Origin of the sequence: Frondihabitans cladoniiphilus (genome assembly GCF_039544345.1) — a bacterium.
Classification (GTDB): Bacteria; Actinomycetota; Actinomycetes; order Actinomycetales; family Microbacteriaceae; genus Frondihabitans; species Frondihabitans cladoniiphilus.
The window spans coordinates 40,157-56,768 of record NZ_BAABLM010000010.1 but is presented as its reverse complement, the minus strand read 5'-3'; the positions used below and the strand labels follow the sequence as shown (position 1 = coordinate 56,768).

The window sequence follows — 16,612 nt, the reverse complement described above, 5'->3', positions numbered from 1 at the left end:
CTCGTCGCATGACACTCACCGCCTCCGCCCCGCAGTCCGATCTCGACCCGTCCCTCCTCGACTCCCACCTGCCGCTGACCTCACCCGTCCTTCTCGACCAGAGGGTGCGGCAACTCGTGCCCTGCGCCGTGCAGACGCAGCTCTGGCTCCTGCTCCTCGATGCGGACGACGTCCAGTTGCCGGTCATGATCCCGATCGGCGACCTGCCCCTCCGAGCGAGCGCTGCCGCCGGTGAGGGCCTCACCGAGCTCCTCGGCACCCTTCATCGGGAGTTCGGGGCAGCGTCGTTCGTCTTCATCGTCGAGCGGCCGGGCCCGGCTCGTCCGAGCGAGTCCGATTGCGAGTGGATCCGGCACCTCTGCGCGGCCGGGTCCGAGGTGTACTCGATTCGGCGCGTGTACCTCTGCCACGACGAGGGCATCGCCTCGTACGACGAGTCCGATCTCGACGAGCTGCCGCCGATGGCGGCCCCTAGCGGCTCGGGAGCGACGTCGGGCACTTCGTCGGGTGCGGCACCCTGTCCGGCACCTGCGCGGCCTCGGTCGGAGTGCGACGGCGCCTGCGGCTGCGACGACGACTGCGGGTCGGAATGCGAGTGCGACGAGGCCGCTTAGTCGGGGTCGCCGCGACCGCTCAGTCGGGGTCGCCGCGACCGCTCAGTCGGGGTCGCCGCGACCGCTCAGTCGGCCGGGCGAGGGTCCGCGCGATCGAGGTGGCGCCACCAGGCGGTCTCGGCGAGGCCCGGCGTCATGAACACGCCGAGGCTCTGTCGCTCTGCTTCGACGAGCGACCAGCTGCTCAGACGATAGCCGCGCGAGAACGCTTCGACGACGGCCTCGGGTGGGGCCTCCGGTGCCGCGCGGACGAGCCAGGTGTCGGGTCCGGTCTCGTCGAGCATCCGTCGATCTTACGGCGAGGTCGGGCGGCGGCTACTTGCCCTGGCCGATGCGACCCCGCAGCACGTCGATGCGCTTCTGGATCTGCTCGGTCGAGGCCTGAGCGACCGACGGCCCGCCGCTCACGCGGCGGAGTTCGGCGTGGATGACGCCGTGCGGCTCGTTCGAGTGGCGCGACCAGATCGAGACGAGGCGGCTCAGCTCCTGCCGCTGCTCCTTGATGGTCTGGTAGAGGGGACGGGCCTGCGCCTCCACCTGCGTCGGCAGGCCGGTCTTGGGGCGGCGAGCGGCGCGGCCCGCCTGCGTGGCCTGGCGCTGGCGGAGGAGGTCGCGCACCTGGTCGGGTTCGAGTAGGCCGGGGATGCCGATGAAGTCGAGCTCTTCGAGGCTGCCGATCTCGCCGCCGGTGCCGAATTCGCCGCCGTCGTAGAGCACCCGGTCGAACGAGGCCTGCGCGTCGAGGGCCTCGAACGGCTGCTGCTCGAGCAGGCTCGACGCCTTCTCCTCGCGGTTGGCCGCAGCCACCATGGCGTCCTCTTCGGGGGCGAAGATGCCGTCGTCGGCCGAGGTGGGGCGGTCGAGAGCATGGTCGCGCTCGAGCTCGAGCTGCCCGGCGAGCGCCATGAGGCCCGGAACGCTGGGGAGGAAGATCGACGCGGTCTCGCCCCGGCGTCGGGCCCGGACGAAGCGACCGACGGCCTGCGCGAAGAACAGGGGCGTCGAGGCCGACGTGGCGTAGACGCCGACAGCCAGGCGCGGCACGTCGACGCCTTCGGAGACCATGCGGACCGCGACCATCCACCGGCTCTCGCCGTCGGAGAATGCTTGGATGCGGTCGCTGGCCGCTTTCTCGTCGGAGAGGACGACGGTCGGGCGCTCTCCCGTCAGCTTCGTCAGAAGCGCCGAATAGGCCCGTGCGGCGGTGGTGTCGGTCGCGATCACGAGGCCCCCGGCGTCGGGCACACCCCGTCGCACCTCGGTCAGGCGTTTGTCGGCCGCGTAGAGCACCGCAGCGATCCAGTCGCCCTGCGGCGACAGGGCGGTCCGCCACGCCTGGGCCGTGATGTCTTTGGTGACGGCCTCGCCGAGGGAGGCGCTCATCTCGTCGCCCATCCGGGTCCGCCAGCGCATCTGGCCGGCGTAGGCCATGAACAGCACCGGCCGGACCACTCCGTCGGCGAGGGCACGACCGTAGCCGTAGGCGTAGTCGGACTGCGACGTGCGGATGCCGTGCTCGTCGGGCGAATAGGACACGAAGGGGATGGGGGCGGTGTCGGACCGGAACGGGGTCCCGGTCAGGGAGAGCCTTCGGGTGGCGTTCTGGAACGCTTCTCGGATGCCGTCGCCCCAGGTGAGCGCGTCGCCGCCGTGGTGCACCTCGTCGAGGATGACCAGGGTGCGGCCGGCTGCGGTGATGTCGCGCAGCACCTCGGGCTTCATGCCGACCTGGGCATAGGTGACGGCGACGCCGTGGTAGTGCCGCCCGAAGGTGACGTCGGCGTTCTTGAACAGGGGGTCGAGGCGGAGGTTGACGCGGTCGGCCGCATCGGCCCACTGGCGTTTGAGGTGCTCGGTCGGCGCGACGACGACGACCCGATCGACCTCGCCGCGCGACAGCAGCTCGGTCGCCAAGCGGAGGGCGAACGTCGTCTTGCCGGCGCCAGGGGTCGCCGCCGCGAGGAAGTCGCGGGGCATCTTCGAGAAGTAGAGCTCGAGAGCCTCGGCCTGCCAAGCGCGCAGCTTGGCGGCCGTGCCCCAGGCGGCTCGTTCGGGGAAGGCCGGTGAGAGGTGCTCCGCCGCCGAATTGCCGGCGATCTGGCCGACCTCCGGGCTCTGCTGACCGGAGGGAGCGGGTTCGCCCGACCCGGCCCCGACCGGCTGGTCGTCGGGCGAAGAGAAATCGAAGGGTTGCGAGGTACTCACTGACGACAAGATTACTCGCCGTCGTCGCCGTGTCGGGACGCCCAGCCGGCCTCGTGGTCTCGGGCCTGAGGGTCGTTCATCGGGACGCGTTCGGGTGGGCGGGTGCCACGGCTGATCCGCTTCGTCGACGTGCCGAGCAGGCTGGCGGAGGTGACGCTGCCCGGCCCGAAGCGAGCACGCAGGGCGTCCATCGTGCTCTCGGCTTCACGCCAGTCGGCGTCGTCGTCCCAGAGCCCGACGGCGCCGGTCGCCGACGCGTCGTCGCTGAAGGTCAGTTGTTCGACTCGGACCCCGACAAGGCGAATCGGGGTGTCCTGCTTGCCGGTGGCCTCGTAGACGCCTCGGACCTCTTCGTAGATGCGACGGCCGAGATCGGTGGGGTCGGCGAGCGTCTTCGACCGGGTGATCGTTTGGAAGTCGCCGAACCGGAGCTTCAATACGACCGTCCGGCCGACGGCACCGGCGGCGCGGAGACGCCGCCCCACCTGGTCGCTCAGCCGGAACAGCTCTCGGCGGATGTGGTCGGCGCCGAGCACGTCGTTCTCGAACGTGACCTCGTGGCCGACGCTCTTCTCGTCGACTCGGGTCGTGACCTGTCGGCTGTCGCGGCCCCAGGAGAGGTCGTGGATCTTCTGCCCGCCGGCCATGCCGATGGCCTGTTGAAGCACGGCCAGGGGGGTCGAGGCGACGTCGCCGATGGTCGAGAGCCCGTAGCCACGGAGGACTTCTTCGGTGCGGCCACCCACACCCCAGAGGGCGCTGATGGGACGGGGATGCAAGAAGGCGAGCGTCTCGTCGTGCGGCACGACGAGCAGGCCGTCGGGTTTGGCGACGCTGGACGCCAGCTTCGCGACGAACTTGGTCGAGGCGGCCCCGATGCTGCAGTGCAGCCCCGTCTCGGCGTGGACGCGCTTGCGGAGGGCGGTGGCGATGTCGAACGACGACCCGAGCAGGCGCCTCGACCCCGTGACGTCGAGGAACGCCTCGTCGATGCCGAGACGTTCGACGTGCGGGGTGACGTCGTCGAACATGGCCATGACCTGCGACGAGAAGTGGCGGTATCGCTCGAAATGCGGCTCGAGGATGATCGCCTGCGGGCAGCGTCGGAGGGCGACGGCCATGGGCATGGCGGAGTTGACCCCGAACTTGCGGGCCTCGTAGGTGGCGGCGGTGACGACCGACCGGAGCGAGTTGTGGCCGACGACGACCGGCTTGCCGCGCAGCTCGGGGTGCTCGAGGAGTTCGACGGAGGCGAAGAAGGCGTCCATGTCGACGTGCAGGATCGTGGCGCGGGGGTCGTCGAGAGGCGTCGCGGTGACTTGTCTGCCACTGCCGTCCTGTTTGCTCACCCGTGCCTCCTTCCAGCCCGATCATCCTCACACGAGCCCCCGACATCGCCGGGCGTCGACGGCCGAGCGGTGCGACCTCAGGCGGGTCCGAGAAGCCGACTCGCCACCGTCGCGTGCGCCGAGTCGCTCGACGACGGATGGAACCTCCCCGCCAGCACGTCGCGGTAGAGCCGCCCCAGCTCGGTGTCGGCGCGGTACGACGACCCACCGGCCACGGTGACGGCCCGATCGACCACCCGTGCCGCCGTCTCCGTCGCCCGCACCTTCAGCCCGACGAGAGCCGGGAACCAGTCCGCGCCCCGGTCGACCAGGGCGTCGAGGTCGGACGCGATCCGATCGACCTGCGGCTCCAGCCCGTCCAGATCCATGGCCGCGTCGGCCACCCGCCACCGCACCACGGGGTCGAGCGCGAGCGGGTCTCCCCCGGCTCGACGCGAGGTCCGCGACGAGGCGGACGCGATGGCCAGGGCGAGGGCTCGCCGGGCGATCCCGCGGTAGACGGCGGCGATCAACGTCTCGAAGGCCGCGAAGACGCCGAAGACGAGCGGGTCGGCGCTGGGCCCCACGGGCAGCTTCCGCACGATCCGCGAGGCGGGGACGACGGCTCCCGAGAGACGGGTCGTGTGCGACTGCGTGGCGCGCATCCCCACGGTGTCCCAATCTCCGAGCGAGGTGTGCCCGGGCGTCGTGCGATCGAGGAAACCGTGGACGACGAGCGGTGCCGACGGGTCGCCGTCGTCGCGGCCGAAGACGCCGAGCCTCGTCCACACGGGCGACAGCGAGGTGAAGATCTTGGTGCCGGTGAACGCGTACGCCCCGTCGTCCAGCCGCTCCGCCCGCGTCACCGAGTCGAACAGCACGAGGTCGTTGCCGGGTTCGCTCACCCCGAACGCGAACACCTCGCCCGCCGCGGCGTCGTCGAGCACGAGCGCGAGCGAGTCGTCGCCCCGAGAGCGCAGGATGCTCGCCGTCACCGTCCAGACCAGGTGCATGTTCACCGCCAGCGCTGTGGCCGGCGCCGCCGTCGCCAGACGACTCTGCAGGGCGGCGATGTCGAGCACGCCCAATCCCCGCCCGCCCTGAGCGACCGGGACCGCCAGCGTCAGGTAGCCGAGCTCCCGCAGCTCCTCGAAGTCCTCGGTCGGAAAGACGTTCCGGGCGTCGTAGTCCGCGGCCCGGGATCGGAAGCGCTCGAGCAGCTCGTCGTCGAGCAGCGAGGTCGGGTCGAAGGGCGCGAGGGGCGTGGGATGCGCGGCTGAGGTGGTCACGACACGAGGGTAGTTTGGTGGCATGACTCGCGCCCACCCCTGGTCCCGCTACGTCGCCATCGGTGACTCCTTCACGGAGGGGATCGGCGATCCCGAGCCCTCGGTGCCCGGCGGGTACCGCGGCTGGGCCGACCGCGTGGCCGAGGTCCTCGGCTCCACGACCGACGACTTCGCCTACGCCAACCTCGCCGTGCGCGGGCGCCTCCTGCAGCAGATCATCGACGAGCAGACCGACGCCGCTCTCGACCTCAAGCCCGACCTGATCAGCGTCTCGGCGGGCGGCAACGACATCATTCGCCCCGGCACCGACCCCGACGAGGTGGCATCCCGCCTCGAGGGTCTTGTCGAGCGCCTCTCGTCGCAGGGCGCGACGGTCGTCCTCTTCACCGGCCCCGACATCGGAGCGACGCCGGTGCTCGGCCGGATCCGCGGCAAGGTCGCCGTCTACAACGAGAACGTCCACGCCATCGCGCTCCGCAACGACGCGGTCGTCGCCGACATGTGGGCTCTGCGCGAACTCGCCGACTCGCGCATGTGGGCACCCGACCGGCTGCACTTCTCTCCGCTCGGCCATCACACGATCGCGCGGATGGTGCTGGCCTCGCTCGCGGTCGACAACGACCTCCTCGAGTACACCGTGCCGCCGGTCGCCGCTCGCCGATGGCGCGAGGCCCGCCGGGAGGACGTCAGCTGGGCCCGCGAGTACCTCGTGCCCTGGGTGCTGCGCCGGGTGCGGCACCAGTCGTCCGGCGACGGGCGCAGCGCGAAGCGGCCGGACGCCGTGTCGGTCGTGTACCGCGAGGCGGCCCGGCCACGCGACGACGCCTGACGGCAGAAAGGGCTAGAGCGTCACGCTCGGGTTGGTGATGCGCCACCAGGCGTCCGGCCCCGGGAGGTCCGACGCCAGTTCGAGCGGCACCTTCTCGCTGGTGCCGCCGATCGACACCGTGAGCGAGCCGACGTCCTCGCCCGCTTTCGCCTGATGGACCTTCTCGGTCGTGATCCGCGCCTTCACCGAGACGTCGCCGTACACCAGCTTGTCGACGGCCTTCGTCGTGACGAGCTTCGCGGTGGCCCCCCACTTCGTCGAGTAGCTCCCGTAGGTCGCGCCCTTCGCCACGGCGTGGACCGTGTGGAACCCCGCTTTCACCCCGGCCAGCAGTTTCTGCACGTCGACGTCGAGCGACGGGTGGTCCTTCCCGCCGAGCATCGCGCCGACGACGGTGACGTCCTGCCCGTCGATCTGCTCCTTCACGGCGAAGAGCAGGCAGGCGCCGGCCTGGTCGAGCGTGCCGGTCTTGATGCCGACGACCCCGTCGATGCCGAGGAGCTTGTTCGAGTTCTGGATCGTTCCGGCGTAGGGCAGCGTGATCGAGGTCGTCGAGACGATCGAGGCGATGTCGGGGTCGGCGACCGCGAGCTTGCCGAGCTTCACGAGATCGCTGGCGGTGCTCTGGTTGGCCGGGTTCAGGCCGGTCGGTTCGGCGAGGCTCGTGTGGTCGAGGCCGTGGGCCTTCAGCCACTTCGTCGCGGCCGTCACGTAGCCCTGGTTCGATCCGAAGGCCCAGAACGCGAGGGTGGCCGCGTAGTTGTTGGCCGACTTGATCAGGGCGACCTGCATCACCTGCTTCTCGGTGAGCTGACCGCCGGTCGGCATCGCGGCGACTTCGCCGTCTTGCGCGAGGTAGGTCGAGTAGAGGGCGGTGTCGGCCGCGCTGAAGGTGATCGTCGGCCCGTCACCGCCGTTCAGCGGCTTGGCGTCGAGGACGACGAGTGCCGTGACGATCTTGCTGATCGAAGCGATCGACCGCGGACTCGTGTCTCCGCTGGTCTGCAGGCTGTTCTCGAAGCCGACGGCCTCGACGGCACTCCCGCCGTAGGTCGGGAACGTGAGATCGAGCTTCGACTCCGTCGGGGCGGCGAACGACGTGACGACGGCGGCGGTCGACGGCAGGGGCGCGAGCAGGGTGGCCGGCAGGTACACGCCGACGGCCACGACGAGAGCGAGGAGGGCGATCCAGCCCGTGCGCCGCGCCGCCCGCCTCGGTCGCAGGGCACGGGTGCGGCTCATGCCCCGACTCCCGTCCGCAGTGCCCACAGCACGACCGCGGAGGCCGCCGCCACGTTGAGGCTGTCCACCCCGTGAAGCATCGGGATCGTCACCACGGTGTCGGCCGCCGAGAGCGCATGACGGCTGAGGCCATCGCCCTCCGTCCCGAACAGCATCGCCACCTTCTCCGGGGGATGCGCGGCGTACGCATCGAGGGTCACCGCATCGTCGCTGAGTGCGAGGGCCGCGATCTCGAACCCGAGCCCGTGCAGCAGCTCGGCACCCTCGGGCCACTCCGGCAGCCGGGTCCAGGGCACCTGCAGCACCGTGCCCATGCTGACGCGCACGCTCCGCCGGTACAGAGGGTCGGCACAGCGGGGGGTGATCAGGACCGCGTCGGCACCGAGGCCCGCCACCGCCCGGAAGATGGCGCCGACGTTGGTGTGATCGACGATGTCTTCGAGCACGACGATGCGACGGGCATCCCGCGTGATCTCCTCGACCGTCGGCAGCGCCGGACGATGCATCGAAGCCAGGGCGCCGCGGTGCAGGTGGAACCCGGTGAGCTGCTCGAGGAGCGCGGACTCGCCGACGAAGACGTCGCCCTCGTAGTCGGCGACCAGCGGCTCGATGTCGGCCAGCCACTTCTCCGAAAGCAGCACGGAGCGCGGCACGTGACCCGCCCGCAGAGCGCGCTCGATCACCTTCGACGACTCGGCGATGTACAGGCCACCCTCGGGCTCCGTCTTGCGGCGCAGCACGACGTCGGTGAGGCCCGAATAGTCGGCCAACTCGGGGCGATCGAGATCGGTGATGCGGGTGATGCGCAAGGCACGCTCCAAGCGGGCTCCCGGGCGCCGTGGTCGGGCGCTCGCAGGAGACGGAAACATATCGGAAAGAGTCGTTGTTTAGGCTAGCGTCACCGATCCGAGGAGTTCCCGCATGCCGCACGTCACCGCGCCGCCGTCCTCGGTCGAGGGCTCCTCCGACTCCGTCCTCCTCGACAGGGCGGTCGACGTCCTCCGAGGCCGACGCGTCGCCGTGCTCACCGGAGCCGGCGTCAGCACCGACTCCGGCATCCCCGACTACCGCGGCGAGGGCGCCCCGGTCCGGCACCCGATGACCTTCCAGCAGTTCCAGGGCAACGAGGAGTTCCGCAAGCGCTACTGGGCCGGCAGCCACCTCGGCTACCTGACCTTCGCGTCGTCGAAGCCCAACGCGGGGCACCGGGCACTCGCGACACTCGAGGCCGCGGGCGTCACCAACGGCGTCGTCACGCAGAACGTCGACGGTCTCCACCTCCGCGCCGGCTCCAGCCGGGTCGTCGACCTGCACGGCACCGTCGACCGCGTCGTCTGCCTGGTCTGCGGCCAGGCGTTCGCCCGCGACACCATCGCCGCGCGCATGGCCGAGGCCAACCCCTGGCTCGACCACCCCGACCAGGTCCGCCTCAACCCCGACGGCGACGTCGAGGTCGACGACATCGACTCGTTCACCATTCCCGTCTGCACGGTCTGCGGCGGCATCCTGAAGCCCGACGTGGTCTTCTTCGGCGAGTTCGTCCCCGTCGAGCGCTTCGCCGAGGCCCGCTCCATGGTCGCCGGTGCCGAGGCGCTCCTCGTCGCGGGTTCCTCCCTCGTCGTGAACTCCGGCATCCGCCTGCTCGAGACCGCCCTGCGCAAGAAGCTGCCGGTGGTCGTCGTCAACCGGGGCGTCACCAAGGGGGATGCCCGGGCCACCGTTAAGCTGAACGCCGGCACGTCGGAGACCCTGACGGCCCTGGTCGACCGCCTCGTCGTCGCGTAGGTCCCCCTCGCGGGTTCCCGAGCGCAGCCGAGCATCGGCCGCACGGAGGACCCCATGACCCTGCTCTACCTGGTGCGCCACGGCGAGACCGACTGGAACCGCGCTCGCCGGATCCAGGGCTCCACCGACATCCCCCTGAACGATCTCGGTCGCGAGCAGGCCGCGTCCGCCGCCGACCTGCTCTCCCGCCGGCGCTTCGACGCCGTCGTCGCCAGCCCGCTCGTCCGGGCCTTCGAGACCGGCTCGATCATCGCCGAGCGGCTGGGTCTCCCCGTTCCCGCAACCCTCGACGCGCTTGTCGAACGCGCCTACGGCGAGGCCGAGGGCATGGTGTTCGACGAGGTCGAGAGGGCGTTCCCGAACGGAGCCGACGTGCCCGGCCGCGAGAGCGTCGACGATCTTCTCCGACGGGTGATCCCGGCGCTCCTCGCGATCGCCCACGAATACCAGGGCGGAGCCGTCGTCGTGGCGACCCACGGCGCCGTCATCCGCGCGGTCGTCGGCCACGTGGCTCCCGACGAGGGGCCGGCCGTCGGGCAGCCGATCCGCAACGGATCGATCCACTCGTTCGAACTCGTCGACGGCGACCTCGCCCTGTGCGAGTTCGACGACCCGATCGAGGCGCAGTCCGAGGCTCCGGGCCGCTACGAGTTCGGCTACCAGAACGCGCTCGAGAACCAGCCCGACGCGTAGACGTCACTCGTCGCCGACGCGCTCCAGCAGCTCGAGGAGGGTGTCGGCACTGGTCTCCCACGAGAACCGCGCGGCCTGCTCGACCGAGGCGGCGCTCCGCGCGGCCCACTCCCCCGGCTCCTCGAGGCGGCGCACCGCGGCCGCGATCGACGCCGGCGACTCCGGGTCGAAGTACACCGCCGCGTCGCCGCCGATCTCGCGGAAGATCGGGATGTCGCTGACGACGGCAGGCGTGCCGAGCGTCATGCCCTCGACCAGGGGGATCCCGAAGCCCTCGGCTCGCGAGGCGGTCACCACGGCGGTGGCCCCGAGCAGCACCGACCGGTACTCCTCGTCGCTCGCCCCGTCGTGGAACACCAGCGCGCCCTCGGGTGCCACCTGCGCAAGGGCCAGGCGCTCCCGGGGCGACACCCGGCTCAGCAGGTGCAGGCGGTAGCCGTCGAGCATCGGGAGGGCGCGAGCCAGCGCCGTCACGTTCTTGTACGGCATGAACGAGCCCATGTACACGAGGTCGCGGGTCGCGGGCTCGGTGCGGGGTATGGCCGGGGCATCCCCCGCTGCGGTGTCGGCCGCGTTGTACACGACCGTCACCGGCTTCGACGTCAGCCGGTGCTCGGCGATCTCGGCGGCCGTGGTGCCGCTCACGGTGACGATCGCGTCGGCCCGGTTCAGGAGCATCCGCTGCGGCCACCAGGCCAGGTGGTAGAGGCGCCAGAGCAGCCGGATCGGCGGGGCGAACTCGGGTGGCGGAGTCCGGTTCGTGTAGTAGATGAGGTCGTGCAGGGTCAGGACGAGCCGGTAGCGGCGACCGAGCGTGCCCATGGTCTGCATCGGCGACCACACGACGTCCGGCTTCAGACGGTTCACCTGCAGTGCCACGAGCGGCTCGAGGGCACTCGTCGGCGCGGAGACCAGCCGGTGCGGTGCGTCGGGCAGCTTGTCGAGCTGTCGCACGTCGTTGACCAGCATCGTCACGTCGTGCCGCTTCGCCAGAGCCGTCACGACCCCGGCGGTGAACCGGCTGATGCCGTCGTGACGACCGACGCGCACGTACCGGCAGTCCACAACGATCGAGAGCGCGGGATGCCCGCCCCGCGCCATCACGCGAGGAACCCCTCGATGGCGGCGGCGGCCTCGGCCGGCTTCTCGTAGTGGATCAGGTGCCCGACCCCCTCGATTACGGCGAGCCGGGCGTTCGGGAACAGCTTCTGCAGCTCGTACTGAGCCGGGAGCGCCGTGATGTCGTCACGGTCGGCGGCGATCAGCAGGGTCGGGGTGTGGATGCGGGACGCGTAGGTCGAGACGTCGCTCGACACGGAGGCCTTGAACGATTCGAGGACGACCTGCCGCGTCGCGAAACGGGAGAAGTAGACGTCGTGCTGGTCGTTGATCCACCGTCGGAGCGAGGCGCTCTTCGACTTGATCATGCTTCCGGTCGAGAGACGCACGATCACGCCGTTCCGCAGGAGGCCCAGCCCGACCCGCTCCGGCAGGACGGCTCCGAGCCAGAAGTAGAAGATCGCCAGCCGGGTCGCGATGCCGCGCGGACCTTTGAGGGCCGGCGCCGCGATCGGGTTGACCAGGATCAGCTTCGACGCCTTCACCCCCGAGGCCAGGGCGGCACTCGTCACGATCGAGCCGAAGCTGTGCCCGAGGATCACGACGTCGTCACCCAGCCCCAACGCCCGGAGGAAGGCCCCGAGCCACTCGGCGTAGGTGGCGGTCGAGTGCTCCCGCCCGCCGAGAGCCGGGGAGTCGCCGAAGCCGGGGAGATCGGGGGCGATGACGCGCACGTCGTGAAGGTGCGCGACGACGGGCTCGAGGCCGTGGTGCTCGCCGCGGAACCCGTGCACCGCGACCAGGGTGACCCGTGCATCCCGCGGCCCGTAGACCCAGTAATGCGTCGACGAGCCGAGCACCTCCACCGAGTGCTCCTCTTGTGGGAGAGCGGCCAGGCGGCTCGCGTACGGGGAGGGCACGGTCGGGCTCGGTGGAATCACCGGGCCAGTCTAAGGAGCGATCTGGACGGGCGGCCGGAGGCGGGTCCTAGAGTGGGGCGAGATCGTCCGCCCGGGTCACAGCCCCTGCTCAGAGGAGACCAGTGAGCTTCACTGCCCCCATCCAATTGCCCGGCTTGACCCTCGACCCGCAGTGGTATCGGCGAAGCGTCTTCTACGAGGTGATGGTCCGGTCGTTCGTCGACAGCAACGGCGACGGCGCCGGCGACATCGCCGGTCTCTCCTCGAAGCTCGACTACCTGCAGTGGCTCGGCATCGACGCGCTGTGGATGCCGCCGTTCTTCCAGTCGCCCCTGCGCGACGGCGGCTACGACATCTCCGACTACAAGGCGATCCTGCCCGAATTCGGCACCCTCGACGAGTTCCGCGACCTGGTCACGAAGGCGCACGAGCGCAACATGCGCATCGTCATCGACATGGTCATCAACCACACCTCGGACCAGCACGACTGGTTCCAGCAGTCGCGCGAAGACCCCGACGGGCCCTACGGCGACTTCTACACCTGGAGCGACACCGACGAGAAGTACGAGAACATCCGGATCATCTTCGTCGACACCGAAGAGTCGAACTGGACCTTCGACCCGGTCCGCCGCCAGTTCTTCTTCCACCGCTTCTTCTCGCACCAGCCCGACCTCAACTACGAGAACCCCAAGGTGCACGAGGCGATCTACGACGTCATCCGGCACTGGCTCGACCTGGGCGTCGACGGCATCCGCCTCGACGCGATCCCCTACCTGTACCAGTCCGACGAGGGCAACGGCGAGGGCGAGCCCGAGACGCACGAGTTCGTCAAGAAGCTCCGCACCATGATCGACGACGAGTACCCCGGCCGCATCATGATCGCCGAGGCCAACCAGTGGCCCCGCGAGGTCGCCGCCTTCTTCGGCACCGAGGAGGAGCCCGAGTGCCACATGGCCTTCGACTTCCCCGTCATGCCGCGCATCTTCTATTCCCTGCGCTCGCAGAACGCGCAGGAGCTGATCCGCATCCTGTCCGAGACCACGGACGTGCCCGAGAACGCCGGCTGGGGAGTCTTCCTCCGCAACCACGACGAGCTCACCCTCGAGATGGTCTCGGAGGAGTACCGGCAGGCGATGTACGGCTGGTACGCGTACGACCCTCGCATGCGCAGCAACATCGGCATCCGCCGTCGCCTCGCTCCGCTGCTCGACAATTCGCGCGCCGAGCTCGAACTCGCGCACGCCCTGCTGTTCAGTCTCAAGGGCTCGCCGTTCCTCTACTACGGCGACGAGATCGGCATGGGCGACAACATCTGGCTCAACGACCGCGACGCCTCCCGCACGCCCATGCAATGGACGCCCGACCGCAATGCCGGCTTCTCGACCGCCGACCCGGGCAAGCTCTACCTGCCGGTCGTCCAGTCGCTCGTCTACAACTACAACCTGGTCAACGTCGAGAGCCAGCTCGCCCAGTCGCGGTCGCTCCTGCACTGGATCCGCAACGTGATCCACGTGCGCAAGGCGCACCCGACGTTCGGCCTCGGCACCATGGCCGTGCTCGAGAATGACCATGAGTCGGTCCTCTCGTTCGTCCGCTCGTACGCCGGGTCGGGTACCCAGTTCGGCGACTCGGCCGAAGACGTCCTGTGCGTGTTCTCCTTCGCCCACAACCCGGCGTCCGTCACCATCACCGCGCCCCAGTTCGCCGGCCGCAAGCTGTTCGACCTGTTCGGCGGCGCGACCTTCCCGTCGTTCGACGCCGAAGGCAAGGTCACGCTGACGATGGGCACCCAGGCGTTCTTCTGGCTGCACATCGGTGGGCCGGACCCCGACGTGACGCCGCTGGCGGTCCCGCCGGTGACGGCCGCGCTGCCCGTCGTCCCGTCCGACGCGACCGACGGTGACGGTGGTGCCCTCTAGGCTCGTGGCGTGAGTGATTCGTCCCTGCCCCCGGTCCCCGCGGCGCCCGTCTCGGTTCCGGGTGCACCCGTCGTCGGCGAGCTGCCTCCGGTCCCCACGGCCTGGTGGAAGGCGCTCGGCGTCTTCGATCTCGAGACGACCGGCGTCGACGTCGAGACCGCGCGCATCGTCACGGCGCACGTGGGCCTGATCGACGCGACCGGTGCGAGCATCGCCCACGGCGAGTGGCTGGCCGACCCCGGAGTCGACATCCCGGCCGGAGCCTCCGCCGTGCACGGCATCTCGACGGAGAAGGCGCAGGCGGAGGGTCGACCCGCTTCCGAGGTCGTGTCCGAGATCATCGCGGCCCTCCGCGCGGTCTTCACCCGGGGCATCCCCCTGGTCATCTACAACGCGCCCTACGACCTGACCGTCCTCGACCGCGAGGCCCGTCGGTACGGCCTCGAGCCCCTCGGCGACGACGGCTGCGTCGTCGACCCGCTCGTGATCGACAAGGCCGTCGACAAATACCGCAAGGGCAAGCGAACCCTCGAGGCGGCCGCCGAGTTCTACGAGGTCTCCCTCACCGACGCCCACGACGCCGGGGCCGATGCGATCGCCGCCGGCCGGGTGGCGCAGGCGATGGCCCGTCGGCACGCCGACAAGCTCGACGTCCCCGCGCGCGACCTCCACACCCTCCAGGTCGGCTGGTGCGGCGAGCAGGCCGCCAGCTTCCAGGAGTACATGCGTCGCAAAGACCCGGCGTTCACCGCGACGGGCGAATGGCCCAAGCGCGCCTGACGAGCACAACCTCTCCCTGCGATCTCCCCGCAGGTTCACAGAAATGCCATCCACCGTCCTCTAACATGGCTCTCTGGGTGATCGACGCCCATGCTTCATCCATTCGGGGGGCCCTGCACCTGTGTTCTTGAAGACGTTCGGGTGGTCCCTCGTGATCACCGTCATCGCCCTGGCCATCGCACTCGTCTACGGCGGGCCCAGCGGGCTGGTCGTCGCCGCCATCCTCGGTGTGCTCGAGATCAGCCTCAGCTTCGACAACGCGGTGGTCAACGCCCGGATCCTCGAGCGGATGAGCGCCTTCTGGCAGCGCATCTTCCTGACGGTCGGTGTGCTCATCGCCGTTCTCGGCATGCGCATCGTCTTCCCGCTGGTGATCGTCGCCGTCACGGCGGGCCTCAACCCGGTGGCCGCCGTCCGCCTCGCCCTCGAGAAGGGCTCGATCGACACGCCCGGCAGCTACGCCTACCTCCTGCACGACGCTCACCCGCAGATCGCTGCCTTCGGCGGCATCTTCCTGCTGATGATCTTCCTCGACTTCATGTTCGAAGAGCGCGACATCCACTGGCTCGGCTTCCTCGAGAAGCCGCTGGCGTTCATCGGCCGCCTGAACAGCGTCAGCGTCATCGTGGGTCTCCTCGCGCTCATCGCCGCCTCTCTCTGGGCCGGCGACAAGCAGGCCATCGTCCTCATCTCGGGCGCAGCCGGCATGGTGCTCTACTTCTTGGTCAACGGTCTCGGCGCGATCTTCGAGGCGGACGACGACGACCTCGACGGGCACGTCGACGCCGACGAGGTCGAAGAGCGAGCCGAGAAGATCAGCGGGCAGACGGGCAGCGGCCAGAAGGGCGGCTCCGGGTCCGGTGTCGTCGGCGTCGGCAAAGTCGTCGGCAAGGCGGCGTTCCTGCTCTTCCTCTACCTCGAGGTCATCGACGCGTCGTTCTCGTTCGACGGGGTCATCGGCGCCTTCGCGATCACGTCCGACCCGATCCTCATCGCCCTCGGCCTCGGCCTCATCGGTGCCATCTTCGTCCGGTCGCTCACGGTGTTCCTGGTGCGCCAGGGCACCCTCGACGAGTTCGTCTTCCTCGACCACGGTGCGCACTGGGCGATCGGTGCCCTGGCGGTCATCCTCCTCGTCACCATCACCACCGAGGTGAGCGAGGTCGTCACCGGCCTCATCGGCGTCGTCTTCATCCTCGGGGCGTTCATCACCTCCGTGGTGAGAAATCGGCGCCTCGCCGCGAGCGAACACTCCGTACCGGCCTAGGCCGGAGCAGTACAGTCCAGACAACAGCAATCGAAGGAGATCGAGCATGGGTTTGAGCCTGACCAAGGGCCAGTCGCTGTCCCTGACGAAGAAAGACGGCGGCAACCTCTCGAAGGTCCGCCTGGGGCTCGGCTGGGATGCCGCGGCTCCCGCCAAACGCGGCTTCTTCGGTCGCTCGAAAGAGGCCGAGGTCGACCTCGACGCATCCGCCATCTTCTTCGACGCGTCGGGTCAGCCCGTCGACACCGTGTGGTTCAACCAGCTGGCCAGCAAAGACGGCTCGGCCAAGCACACCGGCGACAACCTCACGGGGGCCGGTGACGGCGACGACGAGACGATCCTCGTCGACCTCTCGAAGGTCGCCGCCACCACCACGCAGATCGTGTTCGTCATCTCGAGCTACAGCGGCCAGACCTTCGACTCGGTCAAGAACGCGTTCTGCCGCCTCGTCGACGAGTCGACTCCCGGCGCACCCGAGGTCGCCCGCTACGAGCTGACCGACGCCGGCACCCACACCGCCATGATCATGGCGAAGGTCTCGCGCGAGGGGTCGGGCTGGTCGTTCAAGGCGATCGGCGACCGCGCGACGGGCCGCCACGTCGGCGAGCTCATCACGCCGGCGATCCAGGCGCTCTGACCCGCCGCGGGGTCGGCGAACCGGCCCCGCGCATCCCTCGTTCGA

16 protein-coding genes are annotated in these 16,612 nt (G+C 69.8%); 8 read left to right on the top strand and 8 right to left on the bottom strand.

The window, feature by feature from the left end; all coding sequences use genetic code 11:
- The first annotated feature begins 8 nt into the window (after positions 1-8).
- Complete coding sequence (locus ABEA39_RS15750; protein WP_345376909.1) at positions 9-614, top strand: hypothetical protein; 606 nt, start codon at positions 9-11, stop codon at positions 612-614.
- Between the two features lie 65 nt (positions 615-679).
- On the opposite strand, the gene ABEA39_RS15745 is transcribed toward ABEA39_RS15750, so the two are convergent.
- From ABEA39_RS15745 to ABEA39_RS15730, 4 genes are all read right to left on the bottom strand, one after another.
- Positions 680-898 carry a hypothetical protein gene (locus ABEA39_RS15745; RefSeq protein WP_345376908.1) on the bottom strand — a complete coding sequence of 73 codons (219 nt, stop codon included), beginning with the start codon at positions 896-898 and terminating at the stop codon, positions 680-682.
- Between the two features lie 31 nt (positions 899-929).
- The gene (locus ABEA39_RS15740; protein ID WP_345377179.1) at positions 930-2,711 is read right to left on the bottom strand and encodes a DEAD/DEAH box helicase; all 1,782 of its coding nucleotides are present in this window, start codon (positions 2,709-2,711) and stop codon (positions 930-932) included.
- Positions 2,712-2,830: 119 nt separating this feature from the next.
- Positions 2,831-4,168 (bottom strand): DNA polymerase IV, encoded by a 1,338-nt coding sequence (gene dinB / locus ABEA39_RS15735; protein WP_345376907.1) that lies wholly within the window; start codon positions 4,166-4,168, stop codon positions 2,831-2,833.
- A gap of 77 nt (positions 4,169-4,245) precedes the next feature.
- Complete coding sequence (locus tag ABEA39_RS15730; protein ID WP_345376906.1) at positions 4,246-5,436, bottom strand: acyl-CoA dehydrogenase family protein; 1,191 nt, start codon at positions 5,434-5,436, stop codon at positions 4,246-4,248.
- 22 nt (positions 5,437-5,458) lie between these two features.
- On the opposite strand from ABEA39_RS15730, the gene ABEA39_RS15725 reads away from it, so the two are divergent.
- Positions 5,459-6,265 carry an SGNH/GDSL hydrolase family protein gene (locus tag ABEA39_RS15725; protein ID WP_345376905.1) on the top strand — a complete coding sequence of 269 codons (807 nt, stop codon included), beginning with the start codon at positions 5,459-5,461 and terminating at the stop codon, positions 6,263-6,265.
- Between the two features lie 12 nt (positions 6,266-6,277).
- Here the strand turns inward: ABEA39_RS15725 and ABEA39_RS15720 are convergent, their stop codons facing one another.
- Both ABEA39_RS15720 and ABEA39_RS15715 read right to left on the bottom strand, forming a co-directional pair.
- Positions 6,278-7,507: a D-alanyl-D-alanine carboxypeptidase family protein gene (locus tag ABEA39_RS15720; protein ID WP_345376904.1), complete on the bottom strand. Its 1,230-nt coding sequence runs from the start codon at positions 7,505-7,507 to the stop codon at positions 6,278-6,280.
- A complete protein-coding gene (locus ABEA39_RS15715) occupies positions 7,504-8,316 on the bottom strand; it encodes a TrmH family RNA methyltransferase (RefSeq protein ID WP_345376903.1) in 813 nt (270 codons plus the stop codon). Before ABEA39_RS15715 ends, ABEA39_RS15720 begins: the two co-directional genes overlap by 4 nt.
- A gap of 112 nt (positions 8,317-8,428) precedes the next feature.
- On the opposite strand from ABEA39_RS15715, the gene ABEA39_RS15710 reads away from it, so the two are divergent.
- Entirely contained in the window at positions 8,429-9,292 is an 864-nt protein-coding gene (locus tag ABEA39_RS15710; protein ID WP_345376902.1) for a Sir2 family NAD-dependent protein deacetylase, read from the top strand.
- A 54-nt stretch (positions 9,293-9,346) separates the two neighbouring features.
- Entirely contained in the window at positions 9,347-9,985 is a 639-nt protein-coding gene (locus tag ABEA39_RS15705) for a histidine phosphatase family protein (RefSeq protein WP_345376901.1), read from the top strand.
- A gap of 3 nt (positions 9,986-9,988) precedes the next feature.
- Here ABEA39_RS15705 and ABEA39_RS15700 read toward each other — a convergent pair whose 3' ends face one another.
- Complete coding sequence (locus ABEA39_RS15700; RefSeq protein ID WP_345377178.1) at positions 9,989-11,086, bottom strand: glycosyltransferase family 4 protein; 1,098 nt, start codon at positions 11,084-11,086, stop codon at positions 9,989-9,991.
- Positions 11,086-11,985, bottom strand: a complete 900-nt coding sequence (locus ABEA39_RS15695; RefSeq protein ID WP_345376900.1) for an alpha/beta fold hydrolase — start codon at positions 11,983-11,985, stop codon at positions 11,086-11,088. Before ABEA39_RS15695 ends, ABEA39_RS15700 begins: the two co-directional genes overlap by 1 nt.
- 101 nt (positions 11,986-12,086) lie before the next feature.
- Here ABEA39_RS15695 and treS point away from each other — a divergent pair, with 101 nt between their 5' ends.
- The 4 genes from treS (at position 12,087) to ABEA39_RS15675 (ending at position 16,567) form a co-directional block, all read left to right on the top strand.
- A complete protein-coding gene (gene treS / locus ABEA39_RS15690) occupies positions 12,087-13,883 on the top strand; it encodes a maltose alpha-D-glucosyltransferase (RefSeq protein ID WP_345376899.1) in 1,797 nt (598 codons plus the stop codon).
- An 81-nt stretch (positions 13,884-13,964) separates the two neighbouring features.
- The gene (locus ABEA39_RS15685) at positions 13,965-14,663 is read left to right on the top strand and encodes a 3'-5' exonuclease (RefSeq protein WP_345377177.1); all 699 of its coding nucleotides are present in this window, start codon (positions 13,965-13,967) and stop codon (positions 14,661-14,663) included.
- A 121-nt stretch (positions 14,664-14,784) separates the two neighbouring features.
- A complete protein-coding gene (locus ABEA39_RS15680; protein WP_345376898.1) occupies positions 14,785-15,930 on the top strand; it encodes a DUF475 domain-containing protein in 1,146 nt (381 codons plus the stop codon).
- Positions 15,931-15,976: 46 nt separating this feature from the next.
- Positions 15,977-16,567 carry a TerD family protein gene (locus ABEA39_RS15675; protein ID WP_345376897.1) on the top strand — a complete coding sequence of 197 codons (591 nt, stop codon included), beginning with the start codon at positions 15,977-15,979 and terminating at the stop codon, positions 16,565-16,567.
- The last annotated feature ends 45 nt before the right edge of the window (positions 16,568-16,612 follow it).